14 protein-coding genes are annotated in these 15778 nt (G+C 58.1%); 10 read left to right on the forward strand and 4 right to left on the reverse strand.

All coding sequences use genetic code 11. The annotated features are described in order from the left end of the window. The 3 genes from NW839_RS10925 to NW839_RS10935 all read left to right on the forward strand — a co-directional run. Positions 1-491, forward strand: a 491-nt coding sequence (locus NW839_RS10925) for a zinc ribbon domain-containing protein (protein WP_414380642.1), incomplete at its 5' end; no start/stop codon positions are given. Positions 492-629: 138 nt separating this feature from the next. After that, positions 630-1241 carry an ATP-dependent Clp protease proteolytic subunit gene (locus tag NW839_RS10930; protein ID WP_011432257.1) on the forward strand — a complete coding sequence of 204 codons (612 nt, stop codon included), beginning with the start codon at positions 630-632 and terminating at the stop codon, positions 1239-1241. Between the two features lie 107 nt (positions 1242-1348). After that, positions 1349-1654 (forward strand): hypothetical protein, encoded by a 306-nt coding sequence (locus tag NW839_RS10935; protein WP_414328714.1) that lies wholly within the window; start codon positions 1349-1351, stop codon positions 1652-1654. Between the two features lie 14 nt (positions 1655-1668). Here the strand turns inward: NW839_RS10935 and NW839_RS10940 are convergent, their stop codons facing one another. Then, complete coding sequence (locus NW839_RS10940) at positions 1669-2280, reverse strand: chromophore lyase CpcT/CpeT (RefSeq protein ID WP_414350853.1); 612 nt, start codon at positions 2278-2280, stop codon at positions 1669-1671. A gap of 8 nt (positions 2281-2288) precedes the next feature. Here NW839_RS10940 and NW839_RS10945 point away from each other — a divergent pair, with 8 nt between their 5' ends. From NW839_RS10945 to NW839_RS10955, 3 genes are all read left to right on the forward strand, one after another. Further along, on the forward strand, positions 2289-3683 hold the full coding sequence (locus NW839_RS10945) for a malic enzyme-like NAD(P)-binding protein (RefSeq protein ID WP_414350856.1): 1395 nt from the start codon (positions 2289-2291) through the stop codon (positions 3681-3683). A 182-nt stretch (positions 3684-3865) separates the two neighbouring features. Continuing rightward, positions 3866-5383, forward strand: coding sequence for a hypothetical protein (locus NW839_RS10950; protein WP_414380644.1), 1518 nt, complete (start codon positions 3866-3868; stop codon positions 5381-5383). A 94-nt stretch (positions 5384-5477) separates the two neighbouring features. Further along, complete coding sequence (locus NW839_RS10955) at positions 5478-6149, forward strand: DUF1614 domain-containing protein (protein WP_414350861.1); 672 nt, start codon at positions 5478-5480, stop codon at positions 6147-6149. Here NW839_RS10955 and NW839_RS10960 read toward each other — a convergent pair. Both NW839_RS10960 and NW839_RS10965 read right to left on the reverse strand, forming a co-directional pair. Beyond that, positions 6146-8296 carry a caspase family protein gene (locus tag NW839_RS10960; RefSeq protein WP_414350862.1) on the reverse strand — a complete coding sequence of 717 codons (2151 nt, stop codon included), beginning with the start codon at positions 8294-8296 and terminating at the stop codon, positions 6146-6148. The two genes, NW839_RS10955 and NW839_RS10960, sit on opposite strands and share 4 nt — an antisense overlap. Before the next feature lie 266 nt (positions 8297-8562). Then, positions 8563-9402, reverse strand: coding sequence for a lysostaphin resistance A-like protein (locus NW839_RS10965; RefSeq protein WP_414380646.1), 840 nt, complete (start codon positions 9400-9402; stop codon positions 8563-8565). Positions 9403-9653: 251 nt separating this feature from the next. Between NW839_RS10965 and NW839_RS10970 the strand changes: the two genes are divergently transcribed. After that, complete coding sequence (locus tag NW839_RS10970; protein ID WP_011432269.1) at positions 9654-11573, forward strand: ABC1 kinase family protein; 1920 nt, start codon at positions 9654-9656, stop codon at positions 11571-11573. Here NW839_RS10970 and NW839_RS10975 read toward each other — a convergent pair. After that, positions 11570-11968, reverse strand: coding sequence for a hypothetical protein (locus NW839_RS10975; protein ID WP_414330450.1), 399 nt, complete (start codon positions 11966-11968; stop codon positions 11570-11572). The two genes, NW839_RS10970 and NW839_RS10975, sit on opposite strands and share 4 nt — an antisense overlap. A 509-nt stretch (positions 11969-12477) precedes the next feature. Between NW839_RS10975 and NW839_RS10980 the strand changes: the two genes are divergently transcribed. The 3 genes from NW839_RS10980 to NW839_RS10990 all read left to right on the forward strand — a co-directional run bounded on the left by NW839_RS10980 (position 12478) and on the right by NW839_RS10990 (position 15683). After that, entirely contained in the window at positions 12478-13371 is an 894-nt protein-coding gene (locus tag NW839_RS10980; RefSeq protein ID WP_414350867.1) for a prephenate/arogenate dehydrogenase, read from the forward strand. 80 nt (positions 13372-13451) lie between these two features. Continuing rightward, positions 13452-14201: a cytochrome c biogenesis protein CcdA gene (locus NW839_RS10985; protein ID WP_414350869.1), complete on the forward strand. Its 750-nt coding sequence runs from the start codon at positions 13452-13454 to the stop codon at positions 14199-14201. A 111-nt stretch (positions 14202-14312) separates the two neighbouring features. After that, positions 14313-15683: a cytochrome c biogenesis protein gene (locus NW839_RS10990; protein ID WP_414350871.1), complete on the forward strand. Its 1371-nt coding sequence runs from the start codon at positions 14313-14315 to the stop codon at positions 15681-15683. Positions 15684-15778: the final 95 nt, after the last annotated feature.

The following is a 15778-nucleotide window of genomic DNA, read 5'->3' on the forward strand; positions in this document are numbered from 1 at the left end:
GAATGCGGCAAGCGGCGTTTCGTCTGCGGGAGAGAATCAGGAACTTGGTGGACGAGTGCCATCGCAAGGTTGCGGCGTTCCTGACGGATAGCTACCGATTGATATTCCTCCCCACTTTCGAGTCAGCCCAGATGGTTGCCAAGGCGGGGAGGAAGTTTGGTAGCAAGACGGCGAGGGCGATGCTCACCTGGGCGCACTATCGGTTCAAGCAGTTCCTGAAGTTTCAAGCCAAAAAGAAAAACGTGGTTGTTGTGGAAGTGTCGGAGGCGTACACCAGCAAAACCTGTACTAAGTGCGGGCACATCCACACGAGGTTAGGTGGCGCAAAGGTGTTTAGATGCCCAAAGTGCAACCATAGGCTACCACGGGATTGGCAAGGCGCTCTGGGCGTTATGCTCAGGGCTTTGCGGGATACCGCCTTTCTGTTCGGAAATGGACAGAATGCTATCGCTGCACCGTTGAGCGATAATGCTCAGCAGTGTTCAGCGTAAATGTATCAGAATACGAAGGCGAGGTCAAAACTGGATCTGGACGCATTGTTTCCTCGGTTTTGCCCCAGCTGGATTTGAGCGCGGAAGATATCTTACAAGCGCGTCGTTCTGTGTTTCATACTTTGCCAGGAGAAACTTATGCCGATTGGAGTGCCTCGGGTTCCCTACCGTTTGCCCGGCGAGCCCTATAGCCAGTGGATTAGCCTTGACGATCGCCTGTACCAAGAGCGGATTTTGTTTATCGGCGAGCCCATTGACGATAGCTTGGCCAATACCATCGTGGGGGTGATGCTCTACCTCAACTCGCAGGATCCGCAAAAGGACATTGTGATGTACATCAATTCTCCCGGTGGCTCTGTGACGGCGGGCATGGCCATCTACGACACCATGAACCACATCAAGCCAGATATCGTTACGGTTTGCGTGGGCCAAGCAGCTTCAATGGGAGCCTTTTTGTTGGCTGCTGGCACCAAGGGCAAGCGGTTTGCCCTGCCCCACTCCCGCATCATGCTGCACCAGCCTTCGCTGGGCACGATCCAAGGCCAAGCCAGCGACATTGAAATTCGCGCCCGCGAAACTCTGCGAGTCAAACGACGCATGAACGAGATCTTGGCGCAAACCACCGGCCAACCGCTGGAGAAAATCGAGCGGGATGTGGAGCGAGACTTTTACCTCTCGGCCACGGAAGCTCAGGCTTACGGCATCGTGGATCGGGTGATCCAAGAGCGCTCGGAAGCCATGGCCAGCTAAAGGGATCCCCCCCTTTCCCCCAGCAACAGGTCGAGGGGTTGGGAAAGGTTGGGAGGGATCCCTTCAAGGGGTGGAGTTCAGTGGACAACGCTAGGAGAACCGGTCGGATGGGCCAACGGCTCTGGAGTGCAGGACTGGGCTGCTGCGCGGGTCTGCTGCTGCTTTGGCCAGAAGCTTGGGCACTGCCCCCTGCCGATGAGATCCCGGAAGAGGTGCTGCGGGCGCAGCCAGATTTGCGGGCTCGCTCTCCGGTCGATAATCAGCCCCTCGCCGCCGCCGAAGCTCTAGAACTCCAGGAAGCCTTGGCAGCTCGGCCCGAAACCGGATCCGTCTCCCCCGAGGTGGAGCGGCTGATCTTTTTGCTCAGGCTGCGCAAAGGATTTCGAGATCTGTTGCCTTTTTTGTTCCCCTGACTGTTTTCTGGCCCTCACCCCCTGTCCCTCTCTCCCCAAGGGCGAGGGGAAGAGGCCGGTGGGATCCCTTTTTGGTAACGGTAGGGTCCGGCGCGGGATCCCCAGGTTTGTTGGCCAGTGGCGGCGTCAAAGCCCCGATCCCAGGTGATGAATTCGCTGGGGGTGAGGTCGAACTCGATGTGGATATAGGTGCTATCCCCGGGGTTCAGACGACATTCTCCACCTGGCAGCATTTCGCCGTGGTAGCAGTCTGGGCGCTTTTCCACCAAAATGCGACAACCGGGCAAATGCTCCAGGTCGGCCAAGGAGAGCTGCGCCAAGCGCTGCGGATCCTGAGAGGCACCTGCCCAAGCTGCTTGATCCCGCAATTTGTAGTTCTCGATCCGCAAGGGATCCCCCAATACCTGGAGCACCCGGCTGCGATAAAACCGGCCCGGCGTGTGCTGGTTAAATTGCTCGGTAAAAAAGCCGATCCCCTCCGAGAACAGGTGGGGCAGACGCACGTACCAAAGGCTGACCGGCACAAACCACACCGGCTCCGCCATTGCCTGGGCGCGGTTGCTGTAGTAGCCCTCCAGCCAATCGGCCAAGGTGTGCAGGTCGGAAGCGGATTTTTCGTCTACCATAGGGAGCTATGACAAAACTCACCCCCAGCTCCAGCTACAGCATTGCCCTGCGCATTCGCCTGCTCAACCAGCCGGGAGCCCTAGCCCGCGTCACCCAGGCCATTGCGGAAGTGGGAGGCAGCCTTAGCCAGATCGATCTCATCCACCAATCGGCAGCAGAAACGGTGCGAGAAATCTGTGTAGATGCCGTCAGCAGCGAGCATGCTCAGCAAATTTACGCCGCCGTTGCCTCCTTGGCCAATGTGAAGGTGGAGCGGGCGGTGGACCGCACCTTTGAGCTGCACCGCGGGGGAAAACTGCAAGTGGTGGCCAAAAGCCCCCTGGAGAGCGCCGCCGATCTGGCCATGGCCTACACGCCGGGGGTAGGGCGGGTTTCTCTGGAAATTGCTGCCAACCCCGCCGCGGTCTATGAGTACACCATCAAGGGCAACAGTGTAGGCATTGTAACCGATGGCAGTGCGGTGCTGGGCTTGGGGAATGTCGGCCCGGAGGCAGCTTTGCCGGTGATGGAGGGGAAGGCGGCGCTGTTCAAGCGCTTTGCCGATATCGATGCCTTTCCTCTGTGCCTGGCCACTCAGGAGGTGGGGGAAATTGTAGAGACGGTGGTGCGCCTGGCGCCGGGATTTGGCGGCTTTAACCTGGAAGACATCAGCGCCCCTCGCTGCTTTGCCATTGAGTCTCAGCTCAAGGCCCGCCTCAACCTGCCGGTGTTTCACGACGATCAGCACGGCACCGCCATTGTGGTGCTGGCGGCGCTGCTGAATGCCCTGAAAGTGGTGAAAAAGAGCCTAGACGAGGTGCGCATTGTCCTCAACGGGGCCGGGGCAGCCGGCATTGCCGTGACGCAACTGCTGCGGCGGGCCGGGGCAGCCCACATCCTGGTCTGCGACCGCCAAGGGATCCTCAGCCGCTCCCGTTCCGATCTCACCCCCGAGAAGGCGGCCATTGCCGTCGAGGAGAAGGGATCCCTGGCGGAAGCCTTGGTGGGAGCGGATGTGTTTATTGGGGTGAGCGTGGCCAATGCCCTGACAGTGGAGATGGTAGAAAAAATGGCACCGGATCCCATCGTCTTTGCCCTGGCCAACCCGGTGCCCGAGATCCAGCCGGAGCTGGTGGGCAATCGGGTGGCAGTGATGGCCACGGGCCGCAGCGACTACCCCAACCAAATCAACAACGTGCTGGCCTTTCCGGGCGTGTTTCGCGGCGCCCTCGACTGCCGCGCCAAGCAGATCAACACCGAGATGTGCCTGGCTGCCGCTCAAGCCATTGCTGCCTTGATCCCTGCCGAAGAGTTGGATCCCCAGTGGATCATCCCCTCGGTCTTCGACGGGCGGGTGGTTCCTCAGGTGGCCGCTGCGGTAATCCAGGCTGCCCGCCAAACCGGCGTGGCCGGGATCCCATAACTTGTTCAATAAACAGGCTAATTCAGCACACGAGCATCACGGCTTGCAAGTCCTCGGGGAGAGGCAGCAGCGGGCCTCTTTTTCGTAATTTTTCGTAATTTAACAATTCTTCAGAGCGCCTCTTCTGGAAGTGGAGTTCTTTATATCTTGAGCTCTAGCTTCCTGCCTAGCTGGGGTTCTCAATGGACTTACGCAAGCCCTTCTATGTTCACCTCGTTACTGCCCTCGCCGCTGCTGGTATAGCTGCCGCGCCCCTGGATCGACTCAGTAAGGCCGGGGGAGTGGGTCTAGTCGCTGGAACTGGGAGCGTGGTAGCCGCGGAAGTTGCCCAACGTCACGGCAAGCGAGCTCGAGCTTTGAGAAGCCGGATTGAGGAGCTCTCCCGGCAAATAGAAGAAAAGGAACAGCAGCTACGTAGCTATGAAAATCAACTGGATGAGCTTCGAGCCCAGCTTCAACAGCGGCAAGAGCAACTTCAGCAGCTCACAGATGAGGTTTCAGAATTACAGAAGCGCTCTGCCGAGAAAGAAGAAGAGACAGAAGAAGAGATCCAAAGATTAGTTGCTGAGCAGCAAAGATGGCAGCAGGTTGCCATGGACTTGTCTGGGCAAGTCCAGCAAAAGGAGCAGCAGCTACAGGACAATCAAGCGGAACTGGACCGGCTGCAGGCGCGGCTTCAGCAAATGAATGAAGAAGTCCAGGCTTTGAGAGCACGTCTGGATGAGCAGAGCCAACTGAGTGAAGAGCTTCGGAGTCAGATTCAAGCTCTTTCTGGGGAAGTCAGGGAAAAGGAACGCCAGCTGGAGGAGCTAGAAGCTGAGCGTCACAACCTGTTGGAGCAGTTCCGGGTCAAGGAGCAGCAACTGCAAAGCGCCCAGGGCAGGATCGCAGAGCTACAAAGTCAGATCTCGCAGCTGGCCCAGCAACACCGCTTAGATGGGCTTCAGGGGCAGAGAATTGAGGATCTCTCTCAGCAAATAGAAGAAAAGGATCAGCAGCTACGCAGCTATGAAAATCAACTGAATGAGCTCCGAACCCAGCTCCAACAGCGGGAAGAGAAGCTCCAGAGACTTGAGGCTGATCTAGCAGAGTATCAGAAGCTCCTAGAACAGCTCGAACAGCTCGAAACTGAGCGGCAAGAATGGCGGCAGAATGCCATGAACTTGTCTGAGCAAGTTCAGAAACAAGAGCAGCAGCTACAAGGTCAGCAAGCGGAACTGGATCATCTGCGGGCACAGCTTCGGCGGAGAATTGAGGATCTCGCGCAAGCCGACACTAATACTATAGTCTTAGCAAGAAGCGAAAGGGATTTTTATCGAGAAGAAGCCAAGAGTTTTATCTTAGAGATCTTGAGTAGAGCAGCCGATCAGGTGCATAAGGGAAGTAGAGTCCAGCATATACTCCAAGACCTAATTCAGAATAACCATGCAAACGAAGGTAAGAGTTATCGTCAAAGGCTTAGGGAAGATATAAATCATTTGTTCAAAGGCTACCGCAAATGGTGCGATAATAGTTATGAAGCAGAGTTGCATAAGCTTGGTTTTGAGGTTGCTTCAGAGAAAAATTACGTTGTGATTAGATTTCACGGGGATAACCGCTATCAAATTTCCCTAGCTAAGACTCCCAGCGATCAGCGTGCTGGTTACGAGATTGCTCAAAATATTCGCAATAAAATCTTCGGTCTAACAGAGCCTACTTGAGGCTTACTTGTGAAAGGTGGGGATCTTTTTTTCTGGCCAAGGTTGGGGAAGTCAGCTTGGGCCCTGATAGGATAGGGGAAAGGGAATCTCCGCCATGTTCTACCTGCCAGTCTCACTGTTGTTGTTTTTAATGCTTCTACTGCTATTGCCCTTCCTCTGGCTGGGGCTAGCAGTGGATGTGGTGGCGCTGGCGGTGGGAAAGCTGGGGTTCTCGCGGGAGGGAGCGCTGTTACTGCTGCTGGCCATCCTGGTGGGCAGCTCGGTCAATATTCCCCTCTATCGGGTGAAATGCGAGGTGACGCTGGTAGAAGACCTAGCTAGCTTGTGGATGCGGCAGTTCTGGGGGATCCCTTTGACCAAGCTTTCCCAGGAGACGGTGATTGCCTTAAACGTGGGCGGGGGGCTGATCCCGGTGCTCTTGGCCCTATACCAATTTGGGCGGGCCGATAGCGTGCTGATCCTGGCGGTAACGGCGCTGGTAACCTTGGTCAGCTACTATGCTTCCCACGTGGTGCCCGGGATCGGCATTCAGATGAATCCTCTAATTGCCCCAGCTACAGCAGCCTTGGCCGCTTTGTTCTGGGCTGGGGATCAGGCGCCAGCGGTGGCCTTTGCCGGCGGGGTTTTGGGTACCCTTATCGGGGCGGATCTCCTGCACTTGCCGGAGGTGTTGCGGCGCAATTGCTCAGGCATTCTCAGCATTGGCGGGGCCGGGGTTTTCGATGGTATTGCCCTCTGTGGCTTGTTTGCCCTGCTGCTGAGCTAAACCAGCAAATAGGTAAGGGAAAGGGTGATGGATTGGGCGGGATCCAGCCAACGCAAGTCGGGATCCCCTTCGGAGGCACGCTGAGTCAACTCCTCGAGGAGCGTTTGCGTCCATTCCAGCGGCCCATTGAGCAACATCGGCGAACGGGCTACCCCCAGTTTGCGGGCCATAGCCTTGAGGGCTTCCAAGCTGGCGGACAGGGGGCGGGTGCTGGCCACAAACAACAGCTCCGTCAGCCCTTGGGCATGACAGGTGAGCAAGTCAGAGCTCACAGCAGAGCGCAGCTCGCCATCGACCTCCGGCAAGGGTGGCAAAGTTAAACTGCTCTTGGCTTCCAAGCGAAGAGGTGTGGTGAAGTTGTCCTGAGGCAGGGGGGCCAGCAGGTGCAGTTGTCCGGTCGGGTCGATCAGCAACAGGTAGCCGTAGAGATCCTGCTCGCTGTTGTTGCAAAGGGTGAGATGCAAGGGATCCCCTCGCGTAAACCGCTGCATACCCACCTCAGCAGGAGCGGAAGTTGCGGACTGGACAAGGCGTGCCGCCAACGAGGGAGCTAAGGACTCCGTCCCGCTGGCGCGATTGGCAGCTCTACCTTTGACAGCCAACTCCGCCACCACCGCCAAGGAAGAGGAAACAGCATTGAGAGTGGTGCGCAAACGTTTGGCAGCCAGCAGATGGGCAAGACGGGGAGCTAACCGCTGGACGGCCATTGCTGCAGCCTCTCCTGCCGGGCCACAGGAATTCAGGAGCAATTCTCGCCCCGGCCAGAACAGGCTGTAGCTGTTCACTTCCAGGGGTTTGAGCAGGGTATCCGACCGTTCGCGCCAGCGGGACGGAGTCCTAAAAGCAGTGGCCATTTCCGGGGTGATGCGGCCCAACAAACAGTCCACCTGTCGCTCGCGGGGGTTGGCCGTTTCCATCCAGCTGTAGCCGGCAATGGCATTGGTCAGATCCACCTTTTCAATGCGGCCCAGGTTCTCCTCTAGGCCAACCAAAAGCTTGAGCGTGCTGGAGAGGCCGCGCAGCTGCTCCCGCAAAGGTGTGCCCACAGGGGGAAGCTGCCCTTCCGGACTGGCCATCTGAACCTGAGCCAACAGCCCACTGCGAGAACGCATGAGCAGCGGCGTCGGCGAAGAGGCCGAAGGATCGGCGGGAATGGGAGCCAAGAGAGTACCCGGCTGCAAACCACACAGGGCCGCCGATGGGATCCCGCCTAACCACACCTGAGCCCGATTTCCCTTCACTTCTTGAACTACCCCGCTGACCCCTGCCGGTGTGGGCATGAGAAAATAGGGATGGATGTGTCGAGCAGTGTCTTTGCCTTCCAAGGTGGGGCGTTGGCAGGCGAAGAGGCCCAGCTCTCGCCGGCTAACCACTTGGCTAAAGGCCACCAGCAGACGGGTGGCAGGCGTGGTTTCCCACAGGTACTGCGTCAGCAGATAGGTGAGTACCCCAGCATAGAATCCCGGCCAAGCAGCTTCTGCTGCCAAGTCTTGCGGGGTGGTGGCCGAAATCAGCAAGCCCTTGGGCGGAGACGGCCAAACCCGCTGGGGTTCCGAGGAGTCTGGGATGGCGGCTGGGGGACGGGAACGCAGTTGCAAGTTGCCTCGCACCGACGGCGAGACATAGGTAAAGCCACAGTCCAGAAGGGTGGTGATCTGGGCAGTGCCCAAGCCTTCCAAAAGCCGGAAAAAGCTGTCTAGCTCCATTGCTGCCACTCCCTCAGAGCCAGACAACAGCAGCACCGGCTGCCAACAGTTGGGCGCGGATCCCAGCCGCCACTGGCCATAGCCGCTAAACTGCACCACTACCGTTTCAGCCGTGTGACCTTGACCCCCCAAGTGCTCTGCAAAGGCCGATTGGATCCCAGCCGGCGTGGCTGCCCCATCGGTAAGGGTGAGAATGTCTGCCGGGTCAAAACCAAAGCGATAGAGGAGTAGCTCCCGCTGCAACTCCACATCTGTCAAACACCCTTGTAGCGCGGATCCCTCGCCAAGGTAGCGGTTAATACCGATGAGAACAGCCAGCTTGCGGGAGCCAGCCGCCAAAGCTTGCCCATATCGCTCAGCCCGGCCCCTCAACCAGCCAGGGGATAGGCCAAGACCGGCAGCAACCAGGAGGAGTTTTTGCAGAAAAGACCGCCTTTCCATGTTGACCCTCTGGGCTGACCCCCGGCCCAACGACTACCCTATCGGCCAGCGAGCCACAGCTAAACTTTGCACTGGAATCTGTTGCTGCCTATTTCAGGATATCCCCATCCACACAGCTTTTTCCCGAGATCGAGTGACAGTTTTTGGCGTTTTCTTTGCATTCCTTATCAATCAAACCTCCGCTACTTCCCATGGGGATCCCACGGCAGCGCTCTTCTGTCAGACAAGTCCGTCAGACAGGAGGGAAAGTGTGAGGAAGTCAATACTCAGCGGTTCAGGAAATAGGGCAAGCAAGCCCCACGCTCCGGCCAATGGAAGCGGACGAAGGGAACCAAAATGAACCCAGCTATCCCCAGACAGAACAGGCCAAAGTAGAGGTGGAAAGCCCCGACTGGATCAGCTGGTTCCATCCTTCCCCCTCCTAGGGATCCCAGCGCTAAAGCCAAGAGATTGTTCAAGGCATGAGCCAAGACAGGCAAGGTCAGGGAGCGGGTCTGCAGGTAGAACAGGCCCATCACCAGGCCGAACACCGTCAACCCGACGGGGTTGGGGTGCAGCAGGCCAAATACCCCAGAAGAAGCCAGCAGACCTCTGGAGAGGCCCCACTTGAGGCCCCAGCGGTGTAGCAAGATGCCGCGAAACAGCCACTCCTCCGTTATGGGGGCCACCACCCCAATCGAGAGCCAGCGCAACCCCTGATACATCTGCGGCCAGGCCGTTTCCCTATCCTCTTCCCCCAGTGAGTGCAGCATCGACTCCGCCAGCTCCGGCGCAGGCAGGGATACCAGGTAGAGCATCAACAAAGTTGTGCCCAGGGAGAGCACTACCAAAGCCGGCACCACCCGCAGCAGGGATCCCCAGGGAATAGCAGCCCGCCAGTTGCCCCACAGCCGTCTCATCTGCAGATGGGCTTGCTGCCCCCGTCGCCAGCTCCAGATACAGGTGAGGACAAATGTAGCGCAATAGACAAAGTCGGCCAGCAGAGGATCGTCAGATGGGAGATGAAACAGCTGGGCCAAGGCGATGGCTCCCAAGCCTACCCCCAGGTTGATCACCAAGAAGGCCAACAGCACGTGGCGCGCCTTAAGGGCTGCAAACCCGGTCACACTCGGCTCGGCAGGCCGTAGAGGGGGAGATCCAGACACAGAGGCAGAGAGCGCAGTTTTCCCATTCTAGTTTTGGTGGGGATCCCCAGAGGTGGGCTGCTGTCAACTCCTCAGGGAGAAGACTGAAGATCCTTATTCCGAAGGTTCGTCCCGCCTTTTCAAACCCAATCGAGCAGGCTGGTGGCTGTCTCCGAGGGTCGCCAGGCTGAGCCAGCAAGTTAAGATGTGTTACGGAATCCGTTGGGGCATCTATGGGCGCAACACCGGTAGTGACAATAGCAGCGAGGCAGGATGGCTTGGGTTCTGGGGCTGTCTCCATCCCTCCGGCAGATCTGGGGGTGGTTCCTGAGCCAAGCTTGCGTTACGACCCAGAGCAGTTGGCCAAGCAATATCGAGGGCGCTGGGATCTGGTGGTGCGGCGCCTGTTTCAGTTGATCACCCCCTTTTTGGGCTTGTTGGCCTGGGTGTTTTGGGATCGCTGGCGGGGAGTAGAACTGAAGAATCGCCCGAAACATGCGGCCCGGCTACGGGAGATCCTCACGGAATTGGGGCCGACAGCCATCAAAATCGGCCAAGCCCTCTCCACCCGTCCCGATCTGGTTTCGCCCCTGTTTCTGGAGGAGCTGGCCAAACTGCAGGATGAGCTGCCCCCCTTCGAGAATGCCATTGCTTTTGCCCTCATCGAGTCGGAGATCGGCAAACCCATAGACAAAATCTTTCGAGAGATCAGCCCTGAACCGATTGCCGCCGCCAGCTTGGGGCAAGTGTACCAGGCCTACTTGCACAGCGGGGAGAAAGTCGCCGTCAAGGTGCAGCGGCCCGACTTGATTGGGCGCATCTCTCTCGACATGTATATTGTCCGCAGCCTGGCCGCCTGGGCCAAACGCACTTTCCGCCGCATCCGCAGCGACCTGGTGGGCATCGTCGATGAGTTTGCCGGGCGCCTCTACGAAGAAATGGACTACACGCAGGAGGGCCGCAATGCCGAGCGGTTCCTGGCGCTGTACCGTCACCCCTCCATCTACGCTCCCAAAATTTACTGGGAGTACACCCGCACCAAGGTGCTGACGATGGAGTGGATTGATGGCATCAAGCTGACTCAGGTTGACAAAATCGCTGCTGCGGGGCTGGATGGACGGCACTTGATCGAGATCGGTGTCAATTGCTCCCTCAAGCAGCTTTTGGAAAATGGCTTTTTCCACGCCGATCCCCACCCGGGCAACCTCTTGGCCATGTACGACGGGCGGCTGGCCTATATCGATTTCGGCATGATGAGCACCATCGCGCCCCATCAGCGCTATGGCCTGATCAAGGCGATTGTGCATTTGGTAAACCGAGACTTTGCCGGGCTGGCCCAAGACTACGTGGACTTGGAGTTCCTGGATCCAGATACCGACCTGACTCCCATCATCCCTGCTCTGGAAGCTGTCTTCGCCGAAGCGATGGGCAAATCGGTCTCCGAACTGAATTTCAAGAGCATCACCGATCGGCTCTCGGGGGTGATGTACGACTTTCCCTTTCGAGTTCCCGCCTACTACGCCTTGATCATCCGCTCTTTGCTCACCCTGGAAGGGATCGCCATCGGCCTGGATCCCAACTTTAAGGTGTTGAGCGTGGCCTATCCCTATGTGGCTCAGCGGCTGCTCACCGACCCGGCCCCGGAGCTGCGCGTATCTCTGCGGGAGCTGCTGTTTAACCAGGGGCAATTTCGCTGGAACCGCCTGGAGAACCTGCTGCGCAACGCCGTCAACAGCGAGGATTTTGACCTACAGGGATCCCTGGAAAAGGCCGTTGATTTTATCTTTTCTGAGCGGGGCGCTTTCCTGCGGGAGCGCCTAGTGGATGTGCTCTTCTCCAGCTCGGGATCCCAGGGTGGCTCAGATGGCTTGGCTCATTTGCAGCGTCTGTGGGAACTCCTCAGCAGCAACCCGAGCTTTCAGCCGCTGCAGCTTCTGCCGATTGTTGCCAAGGTGGCTGCCAAACCGGAAGCTCAACAACTGGGCCGTCAATTGGCCTCCCGCTGGTTGCAACGCTCGGCAGCTCGCCTCATCCGCGACCTGCTATTGCCGGATACAGAAAAGCCCAGTTCACCCTCTTCCCTCAACGGGCGTGGCGGGATCCCTGGGCCGGCAACCTCTGCTTCTACCGCTCAACTTCCCCTTCCGGCCTAGCTCAGGTGCTCTTGGGGGGCAGTATCGCTGTTGGGGTTAACAGAGGCCAGAGCCAGCGTAATCCACTCGGAAAATTCATCGCGGCGGAAAACCTGGGGGCGGGAGCGGGGGCCAAAACGCAGCAGGCTGGGCATGCCGTGCTCCTTGAGTCGAGACTGTAGCCAGGTGCCCACACCGGTTTTGCCATCGTTGGGCATTTCGGTTTGGAAGTCACTGTACATCAACAACAACTGGCTGCGAGATTGGAGCACCGCATTCTCTTGAATTAACTTCGGCAAGGAGAGATGGGTGGCTGAGACTGCCCCTTTGCTCCCTTTGGCCGATTCACGACGACGGTCGCGCGGGCGCGGGTTAGTGCTTTCACGGCTCTTGCGGGTTTTGGGTTCACTAGGCATAGAATCTCCTAAACGACAGAGTGCTCCCCAACGGGGGTTAAAGCGGGAACTCGCAGGCCAAAAGCCGAGCCCGCTGTGAAAGTGGCTCGATGGGTACAGTTCTGGAGAATCGCTGAGAAGAGGGACACCTGCTCTTGAGTAAGCGAAGAAGAACTGCGCTGAGCCGGCACGAAAGGCTGGGATCCCTTCGGCGCAACAGCAGTCCACAGCGGGCCGAGCTCCTGCCAATACATCCAAGGCCTGCCCTTGTTTTTCCTGTCGGAGGCCAGTTTGGCTACCACGAATCCGCAGGGCAAGCAAGCCCGGATGTTACCCCTATATTGACTTAAAAATGGACAAGTGGACAGTCCCTGGCCGAGAATTTAGCTGCTGCGGCGGGAGCTTCGGAAGGAACTAGGCTTGCCCGCCGGTGGCGAGTATCGCTGAGCTACGGGAGCAGCCTCCTACTACACCTGGAAGCGGTTGTTGGTGGTGTCCAAAAAGGAGTTTCACTGGCTTACTGAGATACTATGCGCATTGCCATTGTCGGGTTGGGGTTGATCGGCGGATCCCTGGCCCTCAAACTGACCGAAAAGGGATATCCCGTCTGGGGGATAAGCCGCAACCCGGCCACCTGCAAACAGGCTCTGGAACGGGGTGCTGTCCAAGGCTGTGGAACCGAGTTGGCCCAGTTGGCTCGCTTTGATCCGCAAATGGTGCTGATCTGTACCCCTCTGGAGCAGGTGTTGACCACGCTAGCCGCCCTGTTGCCTTATTTGTCGGCAGAAACCGTGGTGAGCGATGTCGGCTCGGTTAAGCAGCCCATCGTTGCTCCGGCAACCGAATTGTGGCCCTGGTTTGTGGGGGGGCACCCCATGGCCGGCAAAAGCCTGCAAGGGATCCAAGCGGCAGAAGCTGACTTGTTTCGGGGGCGGCCCTACGTGCTCACTCCCATCGCCGAGACCCAACCTCAGGCTCTCGATGCGGTGAAAGAACTGATTGCTGCTGTTGGCGCAGAAGCTGTCCTCACGGATCCCGCACGCCATGACCGAGCGGTGGCCTGGATCAGCCATTTGCCAGTTATGGTCAGCGCCAGTTTGATCGCAGCGGTTAGCCAAGAAGGGGATCCCGCGATTCTGGAATTGGCCCGCACTTTGGCCAGCAGCGGATTCCGCGATACCAGCCGTGTTGGCGGAGGGATCCCGCAATTGGGTTTGGAAATGGCCCGCCACAACCGACAGGCGCTGCTGACTGCCCTGAGCAGCTACCAAGCTCAGCTGCGACAGATAGAGCAGTTGATCGCTGGCGAAAGGTGGGACGAATTGCTCCTGGTGCTGCAACGAGCTCAACAGGAATGGCAGCAGTTCCCCGTCAACCATCCTCGCGGAATTCCTCACAACCTGCGCGGTGGGAATGGACAGTAGACGTACTCCCCCAAGACTGGGGATCCCAGGGGGGCGGGGGAGTTCATGCTACCTTGAGCTTATGTGGACAGATCGAGCTTATGTTGAGCACGGCTCAGCTTTGGCTTTACCAACTGGAACAATGGGCAACTGAGCTGGTGCAGTTTCAACTGCAGCACCTTTCTCCCGTCAGTCTGCTGGTGGTGGGCTTGGCCGGCTTGCTCACCAGTCTTTCCCCCTGCACGCTGTCTATGCTGCCAGTGACCATCGCCTACATCGGCGGCTACACTCGCACCCCTGACGAAGCGGCTGCAGAAGGGCGGCTGCAGGTCTGGGCTCAATCCCTGGGTTTTGCGGCTGGCGTGGCTTTTACCCTGACCCTGCTGGGTTTGTCGGCAGCTTTGCTGGGTCGCGTTTACGGACAAACGGGATCCTTTGGGCCCACTGTGGCGGGGGGAATTGCCATCTTGATGGGGCTGAACTTGTTGGAGGTGCTCCCCCTGCGTTTTCCCGATGGGTTTAACCGCCTCGAGATCCCCGGGAAATGGCCCAGGTTAGGCCGGGCAGTGTTGCTGGGGTTAACCTTTGGCCTGGTGGCCTCTCCCTGCAGTACGCCGGTTTTGGTGGCTTTGCTGGCTTGGGTTTCCACCACAGGGCAGCCATGGGTAGGGGGTGGGCTGTTGCTGGCTTACGGGCTGGGGTTGGCCTTTCCCCTGCTCCTGGCGGGGGTGTTTACCGGAGCGGTGAAGCAACTGTTGGCCTTGCGGCGCTGGTCGGGCTGGCTCACCTACGCCAGTGGGGTGATGTTGGTGGGGTTCGGCAGCGTAACGATCCTGTCGGCCTGGCTCTAAGGGATCCCTGCTGCTGCAGGCTAAGATGGGGCTACACCTACAGCACCCTGTTGAAAACTGCACCTTGCCTGGCAAGAGCAGCGATCTGAATCTTGAGCCGACAAACTTCTCATGGTCATATACTCTCTCCCGCTTGCCCGCTGGGCTTCCTCGCTGCGGCGGTATTTTCGACATGAGCTGCTGCCGCTGCTGGCGGATCTGCGCCTGGCCATCGGCCTTTTGTTGGCGATTGCGGTTTTGAGCGCCACCGGCACGGTAATTGAGCAAGAGGAAACGGCGGCTTTTTATCAAGCCCACTATCCGGAGCATCCGGCCCTGTTTGGCTTTCTCACGTGGCGGGTGATCCTGAACTTGGGATTGGATCACGTCTACCGCACCCCTTGGTTTCTGGCTATTTTAATCCTGTTCGGCAGCAGCCTTATCGCCTGTTCCTTTACGCGCCAGTGGCCAATGCTCAAGGTGGCTCGCCGTTGGAGCTATCTCACCCGTCCGCAGTCTTTTCAGCGCCTGCCCTTTTGGACTTATCTGCCCCAACAATCCTTACAAGGGCTGCCGCAGCAGTTGCGTCGACAGGGCTATCTGGTGTTTCAGGAGGGCCATTACCTCTACGCCCGCAAGGGGTTAATCGGCAGGATCGGCCCCATCTTGGTGCATGTCAGTATGCTGCTGATCTTGCTGGGGGCCATTTGGGGCAGCATTGGCGGCTTCAAGGCCCAAGAACTCATTCCCAGCGGCGGCGTGGCCTCCATTCAACACTTGACCGGAGCGGGAGATCTGGCTCGTGCTCACTTGCCCACCTGGCAAATTCGGGCCAATCGCTTCTGGATTGACTACGCTCCCGATGGCCGTGTCAAGCAGTTTTATTCCGACCTCTCGATCTTGGATCAGGGTCAGGAGGTCAAACGTCAGACCATTTCCGTCAACCATCCTCTCTCCTACCGGGGTGTGACCCTTTACCAAGCCGATTGGAGCATCGACAGCATCCGCATCCGCATCAACAACAGCCCCACTTTTCAAATCCCGGTGGTGCCGGTGCGTACCGAGGCAGGCAACAAACTCTGGGGCGCTTTTGTGCCCACCCAGCCGGACATGAGCCAGGGACTCACGCTGCTGCTGCCGGATTTGCAGGGGACAGCCCTGCTCTACGACACTGAAGGGCAATGGATGGGATCCCTGCGCCAAGGCATGAGCTTGGCCCTCGACGAAATCGCTCCCCAACGCTTCCCCAACCCGCTCACTCTGCATCTGGATGAGGTGATCGGCGCTACCGGACTGCAAATTAAATCGGATCCGGGGATCCCTGCGGTGTATCTCGGATTTGGCCTGTTGATGGTGGGGGTGGTGATGAGCTACTTCAGCTACAGCCAAATCTGGGCTTTGCAAACGGAGACGGGGCTCTACTTGGGGGGCAAAACCAACCGGGCCTTGGTCACCTTCGAGCGAGAATTCGACCGCTTGGTGGAGCATGACTCTAGTCAATAATAAGCTCAACTGTACTGAAAATAATAATAATGTATAATATGTTCAGTACGGATTACTACCAGTTGATCTTTCTGTTTACTTTCGAGTCTGCCAAC

The organism is Synechococcus sp. R5-15 (assembly GCF_047462035.1).
In the GTDB taxonomy this organism is placed as follows: Bacteria; Cyanobacteriota; Cyanobacteriia; order Thermostichales; family Thermostichaceae; genus Thermostichus.